The sequence below is a fragment of the Pseudomonas lalucatii genome, assembly GCF_018398425.1.
Classification (GTDB): Bacteria; Pseudomonadota; Gammaproteobacteria; order Pseudomonadales; family Pseudomonadaceae; genus Aquipseudomonas; species Aquipseudomonas lalucatii.
In genome coordinates, this window is the sequence record NZ_JADPMV010000001.1 from 1,244,858 (window position 1) to 1,266,244 (window position 21,387).

23 protein-coding genes and 1 pseudogene are annotated in these 21,387 nt (G+C 67.2%); 17 read left to right on the forward strand and 7 right to left on the reverse strand.

The window, feature by feature from the left end:
* The first annotated feature begins 81 nt into the window (after window positions 1-81).
* Complete coding sequence (locus I0D00_RS05595) at window positions 82-546, forward strand: CopD family protein (RefSeq protein ID WP_213638754.1); 465 nt, start codon at window positions 82-84, stop codon at window positions 544-546.
* A gap of 45 nt (window positions 547-591) precedes the next feature.
* Here the strand turns inward: I0D00_RS05595 and I0D00_RS05600 are convergent, their stop codons facing one another.
* The 3 genes and pseudogenes from I0D00_RS05600 to I0D00_RS21430 form a co-directional block, all read right to left on the reverse strand.
* Complete coding sequence (locus I0D00_RS05600) at window positions 592-885, reverse strand: DUF1145 domain-containing protein (RefSeq protein ID WP_213638755.1); 294 nt, start codon at window positions 883-885, stop codon at window positions 592-594.
* Between the two features lie 126 nt (window positions 886-1,011).
* Window positions 1,012-1,743 (reverse strand): PA1041 family peptidoglycan-binding anchor lipoprotein, encoded by a 732-nt coding sequence (locus I0D00_RS05605; protein WP_213638756.1) that lies wholly within the window; start codon window positions 1,741-1,743, stop codon window positions 1,012-1,014.
* A gap of 130 nt (window positions 1,744-1,873) precedes the next feature.
* Window positions 1,874-2,236: pseudogene (locus tag I0D00_RS21430) on the reverse strand (OmpA family protein); the annotation flags it as partial.
* A 426-nt stretch (window positions 2,237-2,662) separates the two neighbouring features.
* On the opposite strand from I0D00_RS21430, the gene I0D00_RS05615 reads away from it, so the two are divergent.
* The 3 genes from I0D00_RS05615 (at window position 2,663) to I0D00_RS05625 (ending at window position 4,865) form a co-directional block, all read left to right on the forward strand.
* Window positions 2,663-3,160: a DUF6231 family protein gene (locus tag I0D00_RS05615; RefSeq protein ID WP_213638758.1), complete on the forward strand. Its 498-nt coding sequence runs from the start codon at window positions 2,663-2,665 to the stop codon at window positions 3,158-3,160.
* Window positions 3,161-3,181: 21 nt separating this feature from the next.
* Window positions 3,182-3,664 (forward strand): YchJ family protein, encoded by a 483-nt coding sequence (locus I0D00_RS05620; protein WP_213640227.1) that lies wholly within the window; start codon window positions 3,182-3,184, stop codon window positions 3,662-3,664.
* 73 nt (window positions 3,665-3,737) lie between these two features.
* Entirely contained in the window at window positions 3,738-4,865 is a 1,128-nt protein-coding gene (locus I0D00_RS05625) for a hypothetical protein (RefSeq protein WP_213638759.1), read from the forward strand.
* A 54-nt stretch (window positions 4,866-4,919) separates the two neighbouring features.
* On the opposite strand, the gene I0D00_RS05630 is transcribed toward I0D00_RS05625, so the two are convergent.
* Complete coding sequence (locus I0D00_RS05630; protein WP_213638760.1) at window positions 4,920-5,483, reverse strand: hypothetical protein; 564 nt, start codon at window positions 5,481-5,483, stop codon at window positions 4,920-4,922.
* Between the two features lie 112 nt (window positions 5,484-5,595).
* Here I0D00_RS05630 and I0D00_RS05635 point away from each other — a divergent pair, with 112 nt between their 5' ends.
* The 4 genes from I0D00_RS05635 to I0D00_RS05650 all read left to right on the forward strand — a co-directional run bounded on the left by I0D00_RS05635 (window position 5,596) and on the right by I0D00_RS05650 (window position 9,447).
* Entirely contained in the window at window positions 5,596-6,093 is a 498-nt protein-coding gene (locus tag I0D00_RS05635) for an LEA/WHy family protein (RefSeq protein WP_213638761.1), read from the forward strand.
* Between the two features lie 6 nt (window positions 6,094-6,099).
* The gene (locus I0D00_RS05640) at window positions 6,100-6,294 is read left to right on the forward strand and encodes an SEC-C metal-binding domain-containing protein (RefSeq protein WP_213638762.1); all 195 of its coding nucleotides are present in this window, start codon (window positions 6,100-6,102) and stop codon (window positions 6,292-6,294) included.
* Window positions 6,295-6,301: 7 nt separating this feature from the next.
* Window positions 6,302-6,766: a DUF2489 domain-containing protein gene (locus I0D00_RS05645; RefSeq protein ID WP_213638763.1), complete on the forward strand. Its 465-nt coding sequence runs from the start codon at window positions 6,302-6,304 to the stop codon at window positions 6,764-6,766.
* A gap of 170 nt (window positions 6,767-6,936) precedes the next feature.
* Window positions 6,937-9,447: a penicillin acylase family protein gene (locus I0D00_RS05650; protein WP_213638764.1), complete on the forward strand. Its 2,511-nt coding sequence runs from the start codon at window positions 6,937-6,939 to the stop codon at window positions 9,445-9,447.
* Between the two features lie 147 nt (window positions 9,448-9,594).
* Here I0D00_RS05650 and I0D00_RS05655 read toward each other — a convergent pair whose 3' ends face one another.
* Together I0D00_RS05655 and dcd are read right to left on the reverse strand one after the other, a co-directional pair.
* A complete protein-coding gene (locus I0D00_RS05655) occupies window positions 9,595-9,822 on the reverse strand; it encodes a hypothetical protein (RefSeq protein WP_213638765.1) in 228 nt (75 codons plus the stop codon).
* Between the two features lie 211 nt (window positions 9,823-10,033).
* Window positions 10,034-10,600 (reverse strand): dCTP deaminase, encoded by a 567-nt coding sequence (gene dcd / locus I0D00_RS05660; RefSeq protein ID WP_213638766.1) that lies wholly within the window; start codon window positions 10,598-10,600, stop codon window positions 10,034-10,036.
* 323 nt (window positions 10,601-10,923) lie between these two features.
* On the opposite strand from dcd, the gene I0D00_RS05665 reads away from it, so the two are divergent.
* On the forward strand, window positions 10,924-11,133 hold the full coding sequence (locus I0D00_RS05665) for a cold-shock protein (protein ID WP_003245585.1): 210 nt from the start codon (window positions 10,924-10,926) through the stop codon (window positions 11,131-11,133).
* A 58-nt stretch (window positions 11,134-11,191) separates the two neighbouring features.
* Here the strand turns inward: I0D00_RS05665 and apbC are convergent, their stop codons facing one another.
* The gene (apbC, locus tag I0D00_RS05670) at window positions 11,192-12,280 is read right to left on the reverse strand and encodes an iron-sulfur cluster carrier protein ApbC (protein WP_213638767.1); all 1,089 of its coding nucleotides are present in this window, start codon (window positions 12,278-12,280) and stop codon (window positions 11,192-11,194) included.
* Between the two features lie 217 nt (window positions 12,281-12,497).
* On the opposite strand from apbC, the gene metG reads away from it, so the two are divergent.
* The 8 genes from metG to nth all read left to right on the forward strand — a co-directional run bounded on the left by metG (window position 12,498) and on the right by nth (window position 21,276).
* Window positions 12,498-14,534: a methionine--tRNA ligase gene (gene metG, locus I0D00_RS05675; protein ID WP_213638768.1), complete on the forward strand. Its 2,037-nt coding sequence runs from the start codon at window positions 12,498-12,500 to the stop codon at window positions 14,532-14,534.
* A 138-nt stretch (window positions 14,535-14,672) separates the two neighbouring features.
* A complete protein-coding gene (rsxA, locus tag I0D00_RS05680; protein ID WP_213638769.1) occupies window positions 14,673-15,257 on the forward strand; it encodes an electron transport complex subunit RsxA in 585 nt (194 codons plus the stop codon).
* The gene (rsxB, locus tag I0D00_RS05685) at window positions 15,254-15,829 is read left to right on the forward strand and encodes an electron transport complex subunit RsxB (protein ID WP_213638770.1); all 576 of its coding nucleotides are present in this window, start codon (window positions 15,254-15,256) and stop codon (window positions 15,827-15,829) included. Before rsxA ends, rsxB begins: the two co-directional genes overlap by 4 nt.
* A complete protein-coding gene (gene rsxC / locus I0D00_RS05690) occupies window positions 15,826-18,126 on the forward strand; it encodes an electron transport complex subunit RsxC (protein WP_213638771.1) in 2,301 nt (766 codons plus the stop codon). Before rsxB ends, rsxC begins: the two co-directional genes overlap by 4 nt.
* A 138-nt stretch (window positions 18,127-18,264) precedes the next feature.
* Window positions 18,265-19,296: an RnfABCDGE type electron transport complex subunit D gene (locus I0D00_RS05695; protein WP_213638772.1), complete on the forward strand. Its 1,032-nt coding sequence runs from the start codon at window positions 18,265-18,267 to the stop codon at window positions 19,294-19,296.
* 27 nt (window positions 19,297-19,323) lie between these two features.
* Window positions 19,324-19,941: an electron transport complex subunit RsxG gene (gene rsxG, locus I0D00_RS05700; RefSeq protein WP_215730865.1), complete on the forward strand. Its 618-nt coding sequence runs from the start codon at window positions 19,324-19,326 to the stop codon at window positions 19,939-19,941.
* Window positions 19,934-20,641: an electron transport complex subunit E gene (locus I0D00_RS05705; RefSeq protein WP_213638774.1), complete on the forward strand. Its 708-nt coding sequence runs from the start codon at window positions 19,934-19,936 to the stop codon at window positions 20,639-20,641. Before rsxG ends, I0D00_RS05705 begins: the two co-directional genes overlap by 8 nt.
* Complete coding sequence (nth, locus tag I0D00_RS05710; RefSeq protein WP_213638775.1) at window positions 20,638-21,276, forward strand: endonuclease III; 639 nt, start codon at window positions 20,638-20,640, stop codon at window positions 21,274-21,276. Before I0D00_RS05705 ends, nth begins: the two co-directional genes overlap by 4 nt.
* The last annotated feature ends 111 nt before the right edge of the window (window positions 21,277-21,387 follow it).

Genomic DNA, 21,387 nt, shown 5'->3' on the forward strand with positions numbered 1-21,387 from the left:
TTTTCAGTGCTTGTGATCGGCGGCTATCATAGCGCGCTAATCGATCCCGCGCAGAACCGCTTACCCCACTGGAGTACTTGCATGACCCCTTATGCCGCGATTTACGCCCTGCACCTGCTTGCCTCCCTCGTCTGGGTCGGCGGCATGTTCTTCGCCTGGATGGTACTGCGACCCTCGGCGGTCAGCGCCCTGGAGGCGCCGGCGCGCCTGAAGCTATGGCTGGAAGTCTTCCGCCGCTTCTTTCACTGGGTATGGGCCGCCGTGCTGATCCTGCCGATCACCGGCGTGGGCATGCTGCATCTGCGCTTCGCCGGCTTCGAGACGGCGCCGCGCTACGTACACGTGATGATGGGCCTGTATATCGCCATGCTCGCCCTGTTCCTGCGGGTCCAGGCGCTGCAGCTGCCGGAACTGCGCCGGGCGGTGGCCGCGGAGGACTGGCCGAGCGGCGGCGCCGTGCTCGGGCGGATTCGCCGCCTGGTGGGCATCAACCTGATCCTCGGCCTGCTGCTGGTCGGCATCGCCGCCGCCCGCCCCGGCCTCTAGTACCTGCCGGGACGCGCGGGCTGGCTGCCCCTCGCCCTCGCCCGGTCAGGCCTGTTCGGGCGCCAAGGGCAAGGCCTCGGGCTCCTCGGTCTCGGGCAAGGCCAGCAGGTGGAATATCCCGAACAGCAGGACGTGCCCACGCTCGACCCAGGGCCGCGGGCACTGATCGAGGCGCTGCTGGAACAGCAGCAGCTCAACGCCATGAATCAGCAATACGGAGGCGCCGGCCAGGTTCAGCAACAGGGCGAAGGGCTGTACGAACGGGTCGACCAGATTGGCCAGGGCCGCTCCCCAGAACAACGCGGCCAATAGTTTCCCCAGCCCCAGCAATGCTTTCATGACCGCCCCTAACAACTTTCGATGGTGCCGCACCTTAACCGCTTTGGCGTAGTACGACCAGCGCGCCCGGATGTGCGGGCCCCACGCCCCAAGCGAAGCCCGCCCCGGTTTCCAGCCGCACATCGACTATTGCGGCAAAGCCTCCACCTCGGCCTCCACCCGGCGGTTGATGGCCCGCCCGGCCTCGCTGTCGTTGTCCGCGACCGGACGTGACTCGCCATAGCCCACGGCGGAGACCCGTCCCGTATCGATGCCGTGCTGATTGACCAGCACATCGCGTACGGCATTGGCGCGGCGCTCGGACAAAGCCTGGTTGTAGGCATCGGTGCCGATGGCATCGGTATGGCCTTCGACGGTCGTGGTGGTCTGCGGGTACTGCTTCATGAAATCCGCCAGGCTGCGGATGTCATCCTGGGCGTCCTGCTTGACCACCGACTTGTCGAAATCGAACTTCACGTCCAACTCGACCCGCACGGCTTCCACCGGCTCGGGCTCGACGAGTTCGGGAGCGCTCGGATAGACCTTGAGCGGGCAGCCGTTGTGCTGCACCGGCGTGCCGCTCGGCGTGTGCGGACAGCGGTCGCGGCGGTCGAATACGCCATCGCCGTCCTCGTCACCGTCCTGAGCGTAGCAGAGCAGGCCGCCGATCACGGCACCGGCCACGGCACCGCCAGCGGCCCAGGTAGAACTCTCGATTGCGCCAAGGCCGCCACCGGCCACGCCGCCAATCGCACTGCACAGGGGCCAATTTCCCTGGTTGAGCGGCGCCTCTCCCGTACTGGAAGTCGTGACGCAACCCGCAAGAACACTGCTGGCCAGAAGAAGGGGGGCAATTGCCCTCGCTTGAGAAAGCCTCATGGTGTCGGTCTCCTGTGTCACCGGCTGCTTCCGGTCCCCCGGAGTAAAGGTGCATCTCCCCGACTGTACAAGCCGGACCCCGGCAGACGGCCTAAACTGCCGAGGTCTTGCCCCTGTCAGGCGGCAATGGCTAAGGACGCGCCTCGACCTCGGCCTCGACCCGGCGGTTGATGGCACGCCCGGCGTCGGTGGCATTGTCGGCAACCGGCCGCGACTCGCCGTAGCCGACCGCGTTGACGCGCCCACCCTCTACGCCGTACTGGTTGACCAGCACATCACGCACGGCATTCGCCCGACGCTCGGACAGGCCCTGGTTGTAGGCGTCCGTACCAATCGAATCGGTATGCCCTTCGACCACCGTGGTGGTTTGCGGATACTGCTTCATGAAGTCAGCCAGGTTCTTGATATCCCCGTAGCTTTCTTCCTTGACCCGGGACTTGTCGAAGTCGAACTTGACGTCCAATTCGACACGCACTACCTCGGCAGGCTCGGGCATGGCCGGCTCTTCGACCATCACCTCCTCGACCATCACCATTTTTTCCGCTTCGGCCCCATGCACCCAGCAATAGGCCGCGGCCATACCGGCACCGACCGCCGCACCGCCGGCCGCCCATGACGAACTCTCGATCGCGCCCAAGGCGGCGCCACCGACACCGCCGACAGCCGCACAAGTAGGCCAGTCGCTCTTCTGCAATCCGGCACACCCCGTCAACAAGCTGGCCGCTAAAATCACGGGCCCTGCTTTCCTGGTAATGCTCATATACAAGTCTCCTATAGGAATCGGCCCAAAACCGACACTTATGGATTAAAGACGGCAGTTCCACAATTCGCCAGACGATAGGCCCTACGCGAAGGCAATCGGCGGTAGGCCATAAACCGGCGGCACGTTAGTCTCTTGCTCTCGACCCAGGAGCCTTCGATGACTCAACGCCCTTCTTCCCGCACGCCGCAGCAGGCCCTGGCCGCACTGCTCGAGCGCTACCAGCCGGACCGACTGCTGCTGGTGGGCGCGAGCGAACTGCCGGCGCTGGCGGCCTTTCGCAGCGCCCATGCCGGCTGCCAGATCACCCACGCCGAGGCGGGCACCCTGCCGAGCGAGCTGGCCAGCCAACGCTTCGACCTGGCCCTGCTCGTCGACTGCCTGGAGCACCTGCCCAAGCGCACCGGGCTGCAACTGCTCGGCGGCATCCGCAACCTCAACGCCAGCCGCCTCGCCGTACTGGTCGACCTGCACGCCTGCGCCTGGCAGGACACCGACTTCTTCGCCCTGGCGATGCAGGCCAGCGAGCGCTTCCAGCGCGGCGAGCAGACCCTCAGCCTGTTCACCTATGACCTGCTCGACTACAAACAGGTGCCGGACTGGCTCAACGCCAAGTTCTGGGCCAACCCGGAAAACTTCGGCAAATACTGGTGGTGATGCATGCCCACGACCGACTCCATGACCAGCTGCCCGTGCGGCAGCGGCGACCCGCTGGACGCCTGCTGTGGCCGCTATCACGCCGGCGCGCCGGCACCCAGCGCCGAAACGCTGATGCGTTCGCGCTACAGCGCCTATGTCCTCGGCCAGGTCGATTACCTGCTGGCCACCACCCTGCCCGCCCAGCAGGCCGGCCTGGATCGCGAGGCGATTCGCGCCTGGAGCCTGCAGAGCACCTGGCTCGGTCTCGAGGTGGAGAAAGCCGAACTGTTCGGCGGCCAGCCCGAGCACGCCTTCGTCACCTTCACCGCCCGCTGGCACGATGATGCCGGCGAGCACAGCCACCGCGAATGCTCCGCCTTCGTTCAACGCGGCGAGCGCTGGTACTTTATCGACCCCACCGTGGGCCTGAACGCCGGGCGCAACGAACCCTGCCCCTGCGGCAGTGGGCAGAAGTTCAAGAAATGCTGCTCGAGCTTCCTCAACAGCGCCGCCGCCGACTGACAGCCACGCCAAACTCTGCTTGATTTATTGCCCCGGCAACCCGCCTCGCCGGGCAATCGACAAGGAGAGAACTATGTACAAGCAATATGGATGGCTAGTCGCGCTGGCCGGCCTGCTGTTCGGCTGCGCCGGCCAGCCCTCGGGCGAGCCGGTCGACCTGGGCAGCACCGAGCGGGTCAGCCGCCTGTTCGCCTACCCCAACAACTGCAGCGTGGTCTGCTACCGCGACTGGACCCTGGAACAGACCGTACAGCACTACCTGCGCCAGAGCCTGGAGCGCGATGGCTACGGCACCGCCCGGGTCGAGGTAGAGCGCAGCGGCGACAGGGTCTACGCACGGTTCAGCGGCACACCGGCCGGCTACGAGCGCCCGTTGCACCAACTGCTCGACAGCGGCGAGCTGGCCTACCAGGGGGCCAGCCGACTCAACCGCGACGGCAAGTGGCAGTACGACTGGTACTTCTTCCTGCCCCTGGGCATGGCGCTGGAAAACCGCAGGAGCGTCGAATTGCTGCACTTCCCACCGGACTACTCGCTGACCCAGGCCCAGGACTACCTGCGCTCCAGCACCACCGACCGCTGGGCCGAGTTGCTGACGGTCAACGGCGTACCGGTGGCCCAGACGCCGGCCTACCAGACCATCATCGACATCGCCCCCATCGCCGCACCGGCCAGCGCCGGCAGCACCCTGGAGGGGGTCTACGACTACTTCAGCGATTACCAGCAGCGCATGGTCAAGGAACTGAGCGCCGGCAATGGCGGCGCCTCCCTGCCCATGGTCGCCTTCGGCAGCCCGGTGCGCAACTGGGTACAACAGCGCTACGGCGTGCCTCTGGCCGTGCTCGGCCTCGGCCAGATCGCCCCGGCGCCGGGGCGCACGGTGGCGGTACTGGGGGCCAACCATCCCAGCTACATCTGGTACGCGGCCGACCCGAGCAACTACGGCGGTAACCAGCAGAAAGCCGACCAGGCCGGGCTCGAGGTCATGGGCCAGGACCTCTCCGCCGCCTGCTGGCAGGCCGACATGGGGCAGAATCCGGGGGCCGACAGCAGCGCCGTACTCGAGGGTTGCACCCAGAAGTGGCTGGTAAGCGACCGCCAGCAGACCTGCGAGCTGTTCTATACCTCGATCCGCCACCTGACGCCGACGCAGGCCCAGGCCAAGTGCAGCAGCGCGGACGACGCCGTCGCCCGCCATTGACGCACCGCCCTCCGGACGGATGCCACGAGGCCCGCCTAGGCGGGCCTTGCTCTTTCACTCCTGCAGTTTCAGGTGCGAGGTGTCCGGTGGCGGCGCGGCGGGCCCGGACGGCACCTGGCCCATGTCGCTGCCGGGGGGCGCCAGACTCAACTGCGACAGGTCGAGCGCCGGGGCTTGCGGCTGCGGCTTGTCGTCCTGCAGATCGTCGCCCAGGGGCGCGATGCCGAAGTCCGGCGCGTCCACCTCGGCAAACGCGGCCATGTACTCATCCCGCGGCAACACCTTCAGACGCCCCGGGGCGGCCTGCACCTGGCCCTGCGCCGCGGGCGGCCGGCTCGACGGCACCGCCACCCCGGCCGGCGCTGTCACCTCGCCTGCCGGCGCGAGCGAAGGCACGGCGGTAACCTCGACCACGGCCCCGGCGCGCTCCAGGGTGGCGCGGTATTTTTCCGCGCCGGCAGCATCCAGGTTGCTCTTGATCACGATGCGCCGCCCCGAGAACAGCAGGGCGATGCGCTGGGCGTCGGCCTGAAACAACTTGGCCAGATTGGCCTTCACCGACTCCAGTTGCGCGCCCTGCACCAACTGCCCGGCGAAGGCAATCTCGTAACTAGCCATGGTCACACTCCTGTCCTAATCGACGCTCAGTATGGCGCAGGTTTTTTTACCCCCACAACACGTTGCAGCCGAGCACTTGCTTGTTACACTGTGGCGTCCTTCGGAGTAACCAATGTTGTATCAGGCAAAAACTATAAGAATTCTCAGCCTACTGATATTTTTCGGCCTGCTTTCAGGCCTCGGCGGATGCTCCACCTGGATGACGGGTGGTTTCAAGGATCCGGATATCCGTCTGGTCAAGGTCGATGTCGTACGGGCCAAGCTGCTGGAGCAGCGCTTCGTCCTGCGCTTTCGCATCGACAACCCCAACAGCGTAAGCCTGCCGGTGCGCGGCCTGGACTACCGGGTCCATCTCAACGAGGTGAAGCTGGCCGAAGGCGAGTCCGATACCTGGTTCACCGTGCCGGCCCATGGCCATCACGTGTTCGACGTGCCGGTGCGCACCAACCTCTGGCGCCACGTGCGGCAGATCGTCAAGCTGCTCGAACACCCCGACGAGCCGATCCGCTACCGCCTCGACGGCGCGGTGAAAACCGGCTTCATGTTCGGTCGCAGCGTGCACATGTCGCGCAATGGCGAGATAATTCCCGGCGATTTCATCCCGGAGTAGCCCCACATGAACCAACACCCCCACGTCCACGGCCCAGATTGCGACCACGACCATGATCAGCATGAGCACGATCATGTGCATGGCCCGCACTGCAACCACAGCCACCAGGAGCCGGTGCGCAACGCCCTGAAGGACGTAGGCCGCAACGACCCCTGCCCGTGCGGCAGCCAGAAGAAGTTCAAGAAATGCCACGGCGCCTGATCCGCCCATGAGCGGCCTGAGCCTGCTTCTACTGCTGACCGGCGCGCTGCTGGTGCTGGCCCTCGCCTGCTATGCCCTGTTCCTGTGGCGGCGGGTATGGGCGCGGCAGCGCGAGCAGGCGCATGCCGCAGAGCAGCGCCACCAACGCCTCGGTGGCGACCTGCAGGTTCTCGCCGGCAGCCTGCTCGAAGGGCAGCTGCCGCTGATCGAAGGCGCCATCCGCATCAAGGTGCTGCTCGACAACTACGACAGCACGCTGAGCCAGGACGCCCGCTGCGAGGTGTTCCACCGGCTGTTCGCCGCCACCGCCCACGTGCCGACCCATGCCGACTGGAAGGCACTGGACAGGGCCGAACGCCGGCAGCACGAGAAGCACTTCAACGAGCTGGAACTGCAGCACAAGGCCGCGGCCCGCAGCGCGGCGCGCTGGCTGCTCGACGAGGGCCTGGCGCAGACACGCAAGCGCGCCTGATACACCGCGCGCCCGGCCTCTTGCCAGGCGCTGCCGCGCGCTCTACCTTACGCCACACCCTGCCCCGGCCCCCCTGAACATGGCCGCTCGCCTCGGCCGAGTTGCTAGGCTTTCCAGCGGCACCCACGCCATCACCGTCCGATTCCCGCGTCCCGCAAGGAGCCCGTTGCATGCCATCGCGCGCGTTTCGCCCACTGCCGCTACTAGGCCTGGCCACCCTCACCGTCAGCCTGCTGCTCAGCGGTTGCCAGTCCTTTCTGCAGAGTCGCTACAGCGACAGCCTGCACCCGACCCAGGGTATCGTCCGCGTCCAGGGCCTGGCGCAGAGCGTGGTGGTGCGGCGCAATGCCCTGGGCATGCCGCTGATCGAGACCACCACCTTCCACGACGCCCTGTTCGCTCTGGGCTATGTGCACGCCAGCGACCGCCTCAGCCAGATGGTCGGCCTGCGCCTGATGGCCGAGGGCCGTCTGGCGGAAATGGCCGGCCCCGGCGTGCTGGAGATCGACCGCTTCATGCGCGCTGTGAACCTGCGCAAGAGCGCCGAGGTGCTGTACCAGAATGCCTCGCCGCGTCTCAGGCGCTTCTTCGAGGTCTACGCCCGCGGCGTCAACGCCTACCTGTTCCGCTACCGCGACAAGCTGCCGATGGACCTCGCCGAATCCGGCTACCGACCGCCCTACTGGAAGGCCGAAGACTCGGTACTGGTATTCTGCCTGCTGAACTTCGGCCTGTCGGTCAACCTGCAGGAGGAGATTGCCGCCCTGGTGCTGGCGCAGAAGGTCGGCAGCGCGCAACTGGCCTGGCTGCTGCCGACCTATCCGGACGAGCCACTGCCGTTCGAGGAAGCCGCCAAGCTCGAGGGCCTCGCCCTGGACGGCCGGATCGCCGGCCTGGAGGCAGTCAACCGGGCCGCCGGCCAGCTCGCCGATGCCCACATGCTCGGGGTCGCCGCCTCGAACAACTGGGCCATCGCCCCGCGAAACAGCCGCAGCGGCAAGAGCCTGCTGGCCAACGACACTCACCTGCCGCTGTCGCTGCCCTCGGCCTGGAACTTCGTGCAGATCCGTTCGCCGAAGTACCAGGCCGCCGGCGTGTCGATCGCCGGCGTCCCCGCCGTGGTCGCCGGCTTCAACGGCAAGCTGGGCTGGGGCATGACCATGGTCATGGGCGACAACCAGGACCTGTTCCTGGAGAAGCTCAAGCGCGAGGGCGACCGCCTCTACTACCAGGCCGAGGGCCAGTGGCTGCCCGCCCAGGAACGCCACGAGACCTTCTTCATCAAGGGTGAGCGGCCGATCCGCGAGACCCTCTACGAGACCCGCCACGGCCCGCTGCTGAACTCGGTGCTCGGCGAACGCAAGCACCGCCTGCAGCCGCTGCAACTGGGTAGCGGCTATGGCCTGGCGCTGCAGACCGCCCAGTTCGAGGCGGACCAGTCGCTGGACGCGCTCTTCGACCTGTCCCGCGCCCAGTCGGTGGAGCAGGCGTTCGAGGCGACCCGCGAAGTGCGCGCCATCCCGCTGAACATCGTCTTCGCCGACGCCCAGCACATCGGCTGGCAGGTCACCGGACGCTTCCCCAACCGCCGCGAAGGCCTCGGCCTGCTGCCCTCGCCCGGCTGGGACGGCCGCTACGACTGGGACGGCTTCGCCGACCCGATGCTCCACCCCTACGACCAGGACCCGCCGCAAGGTTGGCTGGGCACCGCCAACCAGCGCAGCGTCGCCCGCGGCTACGGCATGCAGCTGTCCAATTCCTGGTACTACCCGGAGCGCGCCGAGCGCATCGCCGCCCTGGCCGGCAGCGGCAAGCACGACCGCGCCAGCATGATCGCCATGCAGTACGACCAGACCTCGCCCTTCGTCGCCAAGCTGCAGGCCATGCTCGCCGCGCCGGGCATGGCCGAGCCGCTGGCCCAGGCCATCGGCGCCCTGCCCCCGGCGCAACGCGACCTCGCCCGCACCGCCCTGCAGCGCCTGCAGGCCTTCGACGGCCGGCTCGCTGCCGACTCGGCCGATGCCGCGCTGTACGGTGCCTTCCTCCACGAGAGCGCACGGCAGACCTTCCTCGACGAATTGGGCCCGGATACCAGTTCCGCCTGGAAGGCGCTGGTGCAGGCCGCCGACAGCTCCTACTCGGCCCAGGCCGACCACCTGCTCGGACGCGAGGACAGCCCGTTCTGGGACGACCTGACCACGCCACAGAAGGAAGACAAGCCGGCCATACTCGCCCGCACCCTGGCCGCGGCCATGAACCTCAGCCAGGCGCGCTCCTGGGGCCAGCTGCACAGCTACGACTGGACCAGCGAGACCACCCAGCTGGCCAAGTACATGGGCGCCAGCCAACGTGCCAGCATCAACGCACTCAAGGGCTACCTGGATCGCGGCCCCTATCCGGCCGGCGGCGACCACAGCACCCTCAACGTCTCGGCCTACCGCTGGGGCGAGAGCTTCGATACCTGGCTGGTCCCGGCCATGCGCATCGTCGTCGACTTCGCCAGCGAGGAACCACTGCTCGGCCTGAACAGCTCGGGCCAGTCAGGCAACCCGGCCAGCACGCACTATGCCGACGGCATCGAGGCCTGGCTCAAGGGGCGCTACATGGTGTTTCCGTTCCAGCCGCAGAACCTCGACAAGGTCTACGGCACGCGGCGGCTGCTGCTGGTGCCGGGGCAATGACTACCGCTCATCGGAAAATTTTGAACCAAGGGCCGAGTGCGCCACTCGGAACACACGGACTTACTCCATAGTTCATCGTTTCAGGGCGCCCGTGGGCGCCCTTTCTTTTGCCTGCGGCCAAGCGGCGACCGCCCTGGCAGCGCCGCATCATTCCTCGCAGATACTGGTCACGGTGATACCGTAACGCTCGAGCAGGCGCACGGCCGGCGTCTGTACCTCATAGGGGCGATCCTTCGGCTCCTCGCGCTCATACTCCCGCTCGGCCATCTGCAGCAGCCACTGCACCGCCTGCTCCATGCTCGGCTTGGCCGCCGACTCGACCTCCAACACCCCGGTCCCCTCGTCTTTGCTGTAGGTAATCATCCACTTAGCCATACGCTGCGGTTCCCTCTCGAAGTCTTTCGGTTATCCCGCCATGGCGGCGGGCGCCATGTGTCTTAGAGTCCACCATCGCCCCGGCAGTTCGCCGACGCCAGTCCCGGGCGTCCGAGCGAGGCTCGCTCAGGGCCCGTGCAGGGGAATCGCCGGACACAAAAAAGCCGGGCTAGACCCGGCTCGTGCATCGCGCCCGCTGTCGCCAGGGCGATCAGGCCTTGGGCAGGGTGACGCCCTGCTGCCCCTGGTACTTGCCGCCGCGATCCTTGTAGGACACCTCGCAGGCCTCGTCGGACTCGAGGAACAGCATCTGCGCCACACCTTCATTGGCGTAGATCTTCGCCGGCAGCGTGGTGGTGTTGGAGAACTCCAGGGTCACGTGGCCTTCCCACTCCGGCTCCAGCGGGGTGACGTTGACGATGATGCCGCAGCGCGCGTAGGTGCTCTTGCCCAGGCAGATGGTCAGCACGTTGCGCGGAATGCGGAAGTACTCGACGGTGCGCGCCAGGGCGAAGGAGTTCGGCGGGATGATGCACACGTCGCTCTTCACGTCGACGAAGCTCTTCTCGTCGAAGTTCTTCGGGTCGACGGTGGCCGAGTTGATATTGGTGAACACCTTGAACTCGTCGGCGCAGCGCACGTCGTAGCCGTAGCTGGAGACCCCGAAGGAGATCAGCGGCGCATTGCCTTCGGTGCGCACCTGACGCTCGACGAAGGGCTCGATCATGCCGTGCTCCTGGGCCATGCGGCGTATCCACTTGTCCGATTTGATGCTCATGGCGGGCGTCCTGAATGGGCTGATGGTGAAAAAGTGAGCGCATCTTACCGGGGCGAGCGAGCGGGTTCAAAGGCTGTCGACCGACGCGCCCCGGCGGCTCGCCGCCCGCCCCCGAGCCATTAATTCGCGAAAAGGCGCACAGAGCATTCGCGCTCGGCGGCAAAAGCGGGTATGGTGACCCCACTGTGCTGCATGTGTCACCGCGAATCGCTACTTGATGCCTAGATTTCGATCCAAACATCGTCCGACTCCTAGTACTCGTTGCACTCAGTCCCGGCCTGGGCTTTTCCAGGGCTGCTATTACTTTTGTTAGGAGATATCACATGTCCAATCGTCAGACTGGCACCGTTAAGTGGTTCAACGATGAAAAAGGCTACGGCTTCATCACCCCGCAATCCGGTGACGACCTGTTCGTACACTTCAAAGCTATCCAGAGCGATGGCTTCAAGAGCCTGAAAGAAGGCCAGCAGGTTTCCTTCGTGGCCACCCGTGGTCAGAAAGGCATGCAAGCTGAGGAAGTTCAGGTTATCTAACCTGCACTGACTAAAAAAAGCCCCGCCTAGGCGGGGCTTTTTTGTGCCTGGAGAACAATCAGTCGTCGCTGACCTTGATGCTCGGCGTCGCCGGCTGCACGGTCTGGGCGATACGCGCACCGACACTGCGGGCCATGGCCTGGTAGAGCATGGCGATCTGGCTCTGCGGGTCGGCGATGGTGGTCGGCTTGCCGCCATCGGACTGCAGGCGGATGGCCATCGACAGCGGCATGGAGGCCAGCAGGTCGACGCCGAACTGCGCGGCCAGCTTCTCGCCGCCGCCCTCGCCGAACAGGTGCTCGGCATGGCCGCAGTTGGAGCAGATGTGCACGGCCATGTTCTCCACCACGCCGAGCACCGGGATATGCACCTTGCGGAACATCTCCACGCCCTTCTTGGCGTCCAGCAGGGCCAGGTCCTGGGGGGTGGTGACGATCACCGCGCCGGCCACCGGCACCTTCTGCGCCAGGGTCAGCTGGATGTCGCCGGTGCCCGGCGGCATGTCCACCACCAGATAGTCCAGATTGTCCCAGGCGGTCTGGGTGATCAGCTGGATCAGCGCACCGGAGACCATCGGCCCGCGCCACACCACCGGGGTGTTCTCGTCGGTGAGGAAGGCCATGGACATCACCTGCACGCCATGGGCCTCGAGCGGCACGAACCACTTCTGCTCCCTGACCTCGGGCCGGGTGCCGTCGGCGACACCGAACATGATGCCCTGACTCGGCCCGTAGATGTCCGCATCGAGGATGCCGACCCGGGCGCCCTCGCGGGCCAGGGCCAGGGCCAGGTTGGCGGCGGTGGTCGACTTGCCCACCCCACCCTTGCCCGAGGCTACCGCGATGATGTTCTTCACATTGGCCAGGGCCGGCACCTGCTCCTGGCCCTTGTGCGCCTCGATCCGGCAGTCGACCTGCACCTCGGCAGAGTCGACGCCCTCGAGATTCTCCAGGGCCATCTGCAGCGTCTGCGCCCAGCCGCCCTTGAACAGCCCGGCGGCGTAGCCCAGCTCCAGGCGCACGCGCACCTGGCCGCCCTGGATATCCACCTCGCGCAGGCAGCCGGCGCTGACCGGGTCCTGATTGAGGTGGGGATCTGTGTATTGACGCAGGGTGGCTTCCACCGCCTGACGGGTCACGACGCTCATGGCAACTCCAGAAAAGACCGAGTAAAACAGACGGCCATCCTAACCGAGCGCCGGCCTCGACGCATGCCCGCCGCCCTCCTGACGAGCGCCGGCGTCGCCGCCACGCATGCCGAGGCCGCAGTCAAGAAGCGCGGGCGGGCGCTCCGGCGGGTGAAAAAAAACCGCTGCGCCTATATAGTTGCCGACCTCCCTAGTGTTACCAGTGCAGCCGATCCCCATGTCCGAAGCCCGCAAGATTCTCGTCACCAGCGCCCTGCCCTATGCCAACGGCTCGATCCACCTCGGCCACATGCTCGAGTACATCCAGACCGACATGTGGGTGCGCTTCCAGAAACTGCGCGGCAACCAGTGCATCTACGTCTGCGCCGACGACGCCCACGGCTCGGCCATCATGCTGCGCGCCGAGAAGCAGGGCATCAGCGCCGAACAGCTGATCGCCGAGGTGCAGGCCGAGCACACCGCCGACTTCGCCGACTTCCTGGTGGACTTCGACAACTACCACTCCACCCATTCCGAGGAGAACCGCGAGCTGTCGGCGGCCATCTACCTGAAACTGCGCGACGCCGGGCATATCGCCACCCGCTCGGTGACCCAGTACTTCGACCCGGAAAAGGGCATGTTCCTCGCCGACCGCTTCATCAAGGGCAGCTGCCCCAAGTGTGCGGCCGAGGACCAGTACGGCGACAACTGCGAGAAGTGCGGCGCCACCTACGAACCGACCGAGCTGAAGAACCCGCGCTCGGCCATCTCCGGCGCCGTGCCGGAGCTGCGCGACTCCAAGCACTTCTTCTTCAAGCTGCCGGACTTCCAGGCCATGCTCCAGCAGTGGACCCGCAGCGGCACCCTGCAGGACGCGGTGGCCAACAAGATCGCCGAATGGCTGGATGCCGGCCTGCAGGAATGGGACATCAGCCGCGACGCGCCCTACTTCGGCTTCGAGATCCCCGACGAGCCGGGCAAGTACTTCTACGTCTGGCTGGACGCGCCGATCGGCTACATGGCCAGCTTCAAGAACCTCTGCGCGCGGCGCCCGGAGCTGGACTTCGATGCTTACTGGAACAAGGGCTCGACGGCTGAGCTGTACCACTTCATCGGCAAGGACATCGTCAACTTCCACGCCCTGTTCTGGCCGGCCATGCTCGAGGGCGCCGGCCTGCGTACGCCCAGCGCGATCAACGTGCACGGCTACCTGACCGTCAACGGGCAGAAGATGTCCAAGTCGCGCGGCACCTTCATCAAGGCGCGCACCTACCTGGACCACCTCAATCCCGAATACCTGCGCTACTACTACGCGGCCAAGCTGGGCCGCGGCGTCGATGACCTCGACCTGAACCTCGAGGACTTCGTGCAGAAGGTCAACTCCGACCTGGTCGGCAAGGTGGTGAACATCGCCAGCCGCTGCGCCGGCTTCATCCACAAGGGCAACGACGGCCTGCTGGTGGCCGGCAATATCGCCCCCGAGCTGACCGACGCCTTCAGCGCCGCCACGCCGTCGATCGCCGAGGCCTACGAGGCCCGCGATTTCGCCCGCGCCATGCGCGAGATCATGGCCCTGGCCGACCGCGCCAACGCCTGGATCGCCGACAAGGCACCCTGGGCGCTGAACAAGCAGGACGGCAAGCAGGCCGAGGTCCAGGCCATCTGCGCCCTGGGCATCAACCTGTTCCGCCAGCTGGTGATCCTCCTCAAGCCGGTGCTGCCGAAGCTGGCCGCCGACGCCGAGGCGTTCCTCAACATCGCGCCGCTGACCTGGGACGACCACCAGTACCTGCTCGCCGATCATCAGCTGAACCCGTTCAGCGCCCTGCTGACCCGCATCGAGCCGGCGAAGATCGACGCCATGATCGAGGCCTCCAAGGAAGACCTGGCCGCCGAGGCCAGCAAGCCGGCCGGCAACGGCGAACTGAGCAAGGAGCCCCTGGCCGCGGAGATCGCCTTCGACACCTTCGCCGCCGTCGACCTGCGCATCGCCCTGATCGAGAAGGCCGAGTTCGTCGAGGGTGCCGACAAGCTGCTGCGCCTGTCCCTGGACATCGGCGACGCCAAGCGCAACGTGTTCTCCGGGATCAAGAGCGCCTACCCGGACCCGAGTGCGCTGGAAGGCCGCCTGACCCTGTACGTGGCCAACCTGGCCGCGCGCAAGATGAAGTTCGGCGTCAGCGAAGGCATGGTGCTGGCCGCCGGCCCGGGCGGCGAGGAAATCTACCTGCTCAGCCCCGACAGCGGCGCCAAGCCGGGCCAGCGAGTCAAGTAGGGCGGCGCCTGGCGCCCCCCGCTACGCTGTGATGACGCGGCAACACGCCGGCCTATGCCGGCTTGTCTGCACCGGGCGCCTTCCCGATAATAGGCGCCCTTTACCCACGGCCCTTGCCTGTCCACAACGGTACCCGCAATGACCGAACTCGCCCTGATCATGGTAAGCGCCATCCTGGTCAACAACTTCGTCCTGGTGCAGTTCCTCGGCCTGTGTCCGTTCATGGGCGTGTCGAAGAAGATCGAGACGGCCATCGGCCTGTCCCTGGCCACCACCTTCGTCCTGACCCTGGCCGCCATGTGCAGCTACCTGGTCCAGCAGTACGTGCTCAAGCCCCTGGACCTGGAGTTCCTGCGCACCATCAGCTTCATCCTGGTGATCGCCGTGACCGTGCAGTTCACCGAGATGGTGGTGAACAAGACCAGCCCGCTGCTGTACCGCGTGCTGGGCATCTTCCTGCCGCTGATCACCACCAACTGCATCGTCCTGGGCGTGGCCCTGCTCAACGCCAACAAGGCCGAGTTCACCTTCATCAGCGCCACCGCCAACGGCTTCGCCGCCGGCCTGGGTTTCTCCCTGGTGCTGGTGCTGTTCGCCGCCATGCGCGAACGCATCGCCATCGCCGACGTGCCCAAGGCCTTCCAGGGTGCGGCCATCGGCATGGTCACCGCCGGGCTGATGTCCCTGGCGTTCATGGGCTTCACCGGGTTGATCAAGCTATGACTCTGGTACTCAGCGCGGTGCTGGCCCTGCTCAGCCTGTGCCTGGTGTGCGGCGCCATCCTCGGCTACGCCGCGGTGCGCTTTCGCGTCGAGGGCAACCCGATCGCCGAGCAGATCAACGCCCTGCTGCCGCAGACCCAGTGCGGCCAGTGCGGCTACCCCGGTTGCAAGCCCTATGCCGAGGCGATCGCCGGCGGCGACAAGATCAACAAGTGCCCGCCCGGCGGCGAGGCCACCATCGCCGCCCTGGCCGACCTGCTCGACGTCGAGGCCGAGCCGCTGGACGCGGTGGAAGGCGAGAAGCCGCAGATGGTCGCCTACATCCGCGAGGCCGAGTGCATCGGCTGTACCAAGTGCATCCAGGCCTGCCCGGTGGACGCCATAGTCGGCGCGGCCAAGCAGATGCACACGGTGATCGCCAGCGAGTGCACCGGCTGCGACCTGTGCGTCGAGCCCTGTCCGGTGGACTGCATCGACATGCTGGAAGTCGGCGGTACGCCGCAGAACTGGAAGTGGCAGCTGCCGCTGCCGCCTGGCCAGCTGATCGCCACTGACCGGGGGCAGGCCGCATGAGCGCGCAGAACATGATCTGGGACATTCACGGCGGCATCCATCCGCCCGAGCGCAAGGAACTGTCCAACCGCTCGGCCGTGCAGCCGGCGCCGCTGCCCAAGCGCCTGGTGCTGCCGCTGAACCAGCACGTCGGCGCCACCGCCGAGCCCCTAGTGGTGGTCGGCGAGGCGGTGTTCAAGGGCCAGAAGATCGCCGAGGCCAGCGGTTTCGTCAGCGCGGCGCTGCATGCACCGACCTCCGGCATCGTCAGCTTCATCGGCCCGCAGCCCTACCCCCATGTCTCCGGCATGCTCGCCCCGGCCATCGTCATCGACAGCGACGGACTGGAGCAGTGGTGCGACCTCGAGCCCTGCCCCGATTATCGCCAGCTGCCCCCCGAGGCCCTGCTGGAGAAGATCCGCCAGGCCGGCATCAGCGGCCTGGGCGGCGCCGGCTTCCCCACCGCGGTGAAGCTCGCCGCGCGGCCGACCCAGAAGATCCACACGCTGATCATCAACGGCACCGAGTGCGAGCCCTATATCACCGCCGACGACCTGCTGATGCGCGAGAAGGCCGCCGAACTGGTCGGAGGCATCGAGATACTGGTCCAGCTGATCCAGCCCGAGCAGGTGCTGATCGGCATCGAGGACAACAAGCCCGAGGCCATCGCCGCGGTCCGCGCCGCCGTGGGCGAGCACCCCTTCGCCGTGCGGGCGTTCCCGACCAAGTACCCGTCCGGCGGCGAGAAGCAGCTGATCCAGATCCTCACCGGCGTCGAGGTACCCAGCGGCGGGCTGCCGGCGGATATCGGCATGCTCTGCCAGAACGTCGGCAGCGCCGTGGCCATCCATGAGGCGGTGGTGCACGGCAAGCCGCTGATCAGCCGCATCACCACCCTCACCGGCGAGGCCCTGGCCCGGCCGATGAACGTCGAGGCGCTGCTCGGCACCCCGGTCGGCGAGTTGCTGGCCTTCGCCGGCCTGCAGGCCGACAAGCTGCACCGCCTGGTCATGGGCGGGCCGATGATGGGCTTCACCCTGCCGGGCCTGGACGTGCCGCTGATCAAGACCACCAACTGCCTGCTGGCCGCCAGCGCCGAGGAACTGCCACCGCCGCCGCCGGCGCTGCCCTGCATCCGCTGCGGCGAGTGCGCCGAGGCCTGCCCGGCCAGCCTGCTGCCGCAGCAGCTGCACTTCTTCGCCCTCGGCCAGGAGCACGAGCAGCTGCGCGCGCACAACCTGTTCGACTGCATCGAGTGCGGTGCCTGCGCCTACGTCTGCCCCTCGAACATTCCCCTGGTGCAGTACTACCGCGCGGCCAAGGGCGAGATCCGCGAGCTGGAGCAGAAGCAGATCAAGGCCGAGCACTCCAAGCAGCGCTTCGAGCTGCGCCAGGAACGCCTGCGCCGCGCCGAAGAGCAGAAGGAAGCCGAGCGCCAGGCCCGCGCCGAACGCGCCGCCCGGGCCAAGGCGATCCAGGCCGAGACCTCCGCCGGCCTGCTGGAGGAAGACGCCGTCGCCGGCGCGCCGACGGCCAAGGTCAGCAGCCTGAGCGATGCCCAGAAGAAGCTGAAGATCGAGGCCAGCATGGCCCAGGTCGCCCTGAAGAAGGCCGAAAAGCAGCTGGCCGCCCACGACACCCCGGAGCTGCAGGCCCAGGTCAAGGACCTGCGCGCCGCCGCCGAGGCCGCGCAGAAGGCCCTGGCCGCCGAGATGGCGAGCGCCGCGCCGGCTGGCCCGATGATCGACGACGCGGCGCTGAAGAAGGCCAAGATCGACACCGCCATGCTCCGCGCCCAACTGCGCAAGCTGGAGAAGCTCGAGACCCCGGACGACGACCAGCAGGCCGAGCTGGCGCGCCTGCGCCAGCAGCTCGAGGAGGCCGAGAAGCTGCTCGCCAGCCTGCAGGACCAGCCCCCTGCCGCGCCCGCCAAGGCGGCGCCGGGCGATAAGGTCGAGCCGCTGAAGAAGGCCAAGGTCGAACTGGCGATGAAACGCGCCGAGCTGAAGAAGGCCGAGAAAGCCGCGGCGGCCGACAGCGAACTGGAGCCCCTGAGAGCGGCCGTCGCCGCGGCCGAGCAGGCCCTGCATGCTGCCGAGGCGGCCTCCAGCAAGCCCGCTCCCGAGCTGGTACGCAGCGAGAAGCGCCCGGTCGACGAGGCCACCCGCGCGCTGAAGACCGAGGTGGCCTTCGCCCGCGCCGACCTGCGCAAGCTGGAGCGCGAGGACAACGCCAGCGCCGAGGCATTGGCGGCGGCCCGCCAGCGTCTGGCCGCGGCCGAGCGCAAGCTCAACGAACAGCAAGAACCTGAATCGTAGGGTGGGTTAGCCGAAGGCGTAACCCACCGAAGGCAGCCTGGCAGCCATCACCGCCGCCCCCTACGGCCGACCGGTGGGTTACGCCGCTACGCGGCCAACCCACCCTACAACTCGATAGCACCTGACACCGGAGCGCCAATGGCCCTGCCCCGTATCACTTCGCCCCACGCCAAGGGCGCCAACCGCACCCAGCAGGTGATGCTGCAGGTGCTGCTGGCCTGCGTGCCCGGCGTACTCGCGCTGACCTGGCTGTTCGGCGCCGGCACCCTGATCAACCTGCTCTGGGCCAGCGCCTGCGCCCTGGGCTTCGAGGCGGCGTTCCTGGCCCTGAGGGGCCGCCCGCCGGGGTTCTTCCTCAAGGACTACAGCGCCCTGGTCACCGCGGTGCTGCTGGCCCTGGCCCTGCCGCCCTACGCGCCCTGGTGGCTGACGCTGATCGCCACGGGTTTCGCCATCGGCTTCGGCAAGCAGCTCTACGGCGGCCTCGGGCAGAACCCGTTCAACCCGGCCATGCTCGGCTACGTGGTGGTGCTGATCTCCTTCCCCAGCGAGATGACCAGCTGGCCGGCACCGCAGCGGGTCGGCCCGGTCGACGGCCTGCTGCACGTCTTCGGCCTCGCCGCCCTGCCCGATGGCTGGACCCAGGCCACCGCCCTGGACGTGCTGAAGATCAACCAGAGCCTGACCGTCGACGAGCTGTGGGCGCAGCACCCGGCCTTCGGCCGCTTCGGCGGCGCGGCGGTCGAGGCGGTCAACCTGGCCTTCCTCACCGGCGGCCTGTACCTGCTGCACAAGCGCCTGTTCACCTGGCACGCGCCGGTCGGCATGCTCGCCACCCTGGCGCTGATGAGCCTGCTGTTCTGGAACGGCAGCGGCTCCGATTCCCACGGCTCGCCGCTGTTCCACCTGCTCAGCGGGGCGACCATGCTCGGCGCCTTCTTCATCGTCACCGACCCGGTGTCCGGCGCCACCAGCAACCTCGGACGCCTGCTGTTCGGCATCGGCGTCGGCATCCTGGTCTATGTCATCCGCGCCTGGGGCGGCTACCCGGACGGCGTGGCCTTCGCCGTGCTGCTGATGAACCTGGCGGCGCCGACCATCGACTACTACACGCGGCCGCGTACCTACGGCCACCGCAAGCCGACCCGCGGCTTCAAGTTGGGGGAATAGCCCGTGCTACCGGAAATCAGCCGTTCGATGCTGAAAAACAGCCTGGTGCTGGGCCTGTTCGCCGTGGTCACGGTCGGCCTGGTGGCGCTGGTCCAGCAGGCCACCGCCAGCCGCATCGCCGCCTCCGAGCGCGCGGCCCAGGTACGCGCCCTCGCCGAGATCCTCCCGGCAGGCAGTTACGACAACCAGCTGCTGGATGACACGGTCGCGGTGCACGACCCCGAACTGCTCGGCAGCAAGGGGCCGCGGCCCGCCTATATCGCCCTCAAGGACGGCCAGCCCAGCGCGGTGATCCTCCGGGCCACCGCGCCGGACGGCTACAGCGGGGCTATCCAGTTGCTGGTCGGTGTCCGCGCCGACGGCCGCCTGGCCGGTGTAAGGGTGCTCAGCCACAGGGAGACCCCGGGCCTCGGCGACAAGGTCGAGCTGAGCAAGAGCCGCTGGATTCTCGGCTTCGACGGCAAGTCCCTGGGCGACCCGGACGAGGCCGGCTGGGCGGTGCGCAAGGACCGCGGCCAGTTCGACCAGTTCGCCGGCGCCACCATCACCCCGCGGGCGGTGGTCAAGGCCGTGCATCGGGCCCTACAGTACTTCGACGCGCACAAGCAGGAGCTGTTCGCAGCCCAGGTGAAGCCCCATGGTTAGCTTTCGCGAGATCACCCTCAACGGCCTGTGGAAGAACAACCCGGCCCTGGTCCAGCTGCTCGGCCTCTGCCCGCTGCTCGGGGTCAGCAACTCGACGGTCAACGCCCTCGGCCTGGCGCTGGCCAGCGCGGTGGTGCTGGTCTGCTCCAACACCGCGGTGTCGCTGGTGCGCGGCGTGGTCAACACCGCCGTGCGCCTGCCCGCCTTCGTCATGATCATCGCCGCGCTGACCACCTGCATCGAGCTGCTGATGCAGGCCTACACCTACGAGCTGTACCAGATCCTCGGCATCTTCATCCCGCTGATCACCACCAACTGCGTGATCCTCGGTCGCGCCGACGGCTTCGCGGCGAAGAACGACCCGGCGCGGGCCGCCTACGACGGCCTGGTGATGGGCCTGGGCTTCGGCGTGGTGCTGGTGATGATCGGCGCCCTGCGCGAGCTGTTCGGCACCGGCGCGCTGCTGGCCAACATGCACCTGCTGTTCGGTCCGCTGGCGGCCGACTGGCAGGTGACCGTCATGCCCGACTACCCGGGCTTCCTGCTGGCCATCCTGCCGCCCGGCGCCTTCATCGTCCTCGGCCTGCTGATCGCCGGCAAGAATCGCATCGACCAGGTGCTGGCCGAGCGGGCCAAGGCCCGTCAGCCCCAGGCTCCGGCGCAGAGCCGGCGGGTGCGGGTCACCGGAGTGATCGAGTGAACGCGGCCAAGCGCTACGAGATCTTCCGCCGGCTGCACGAGGACAACCCGCAGCCGAAGACCGAGCTGGCCTACAGTTCGCCCTTCGAGCTGCTGATTGCGGTGATCCTCTCGGCCCAGGCCACCGACGTCGGGGTCAACAAGGCCACCGCCAGGCTGTTCCCGGTGGCCAACACCCCGGAGGCGATGCATGCCCTGGGTGTCGAGGGCCTTTCCGAGTACATCAAGACCATCGGCCTGTACAACAGCAAGGCGAAGAACGTCATCGAGACTTGCCGCCTGCTCGTCGAGCGGCACGGCGGCCAGGTGCCGGACAGCCGCGAGGCCCTCGAGGCCCTGCCGGGCGTCGGCCGCAAGACCGCCAACGTGGTGCTCAACACCGCCTTTCGCCAACCGGCGATGGCCGTGGACACGCATATCTTCCGCGTCAGCAACCGCACCGGCATCGCCCCCGGCAAGACCGTGCTGGAGGTGGAGAAGAAGCTGCTGAAGTTCGTGCCCAGGGAGTTTCTGCTGGACGCCCACCACTGGCTGATCCTGCACGGCCGCTACGTCTGCCAGGCGCGCAAGCCGCGTTGCGGCAGCTGCCGCATCGAGGACCTGTGCGAGTACAAGCACAAGACCTCCGATGATTGATCTTTCAGTGGAAATGTCGCCCCGCTGATTGAAAAAATCTTTTTTACCCGCCCCGGTTTTGCCGCTATAAGGTGCGCAAATGGCCCCCCGTAGCCAAGCTGGAGTGAAAGC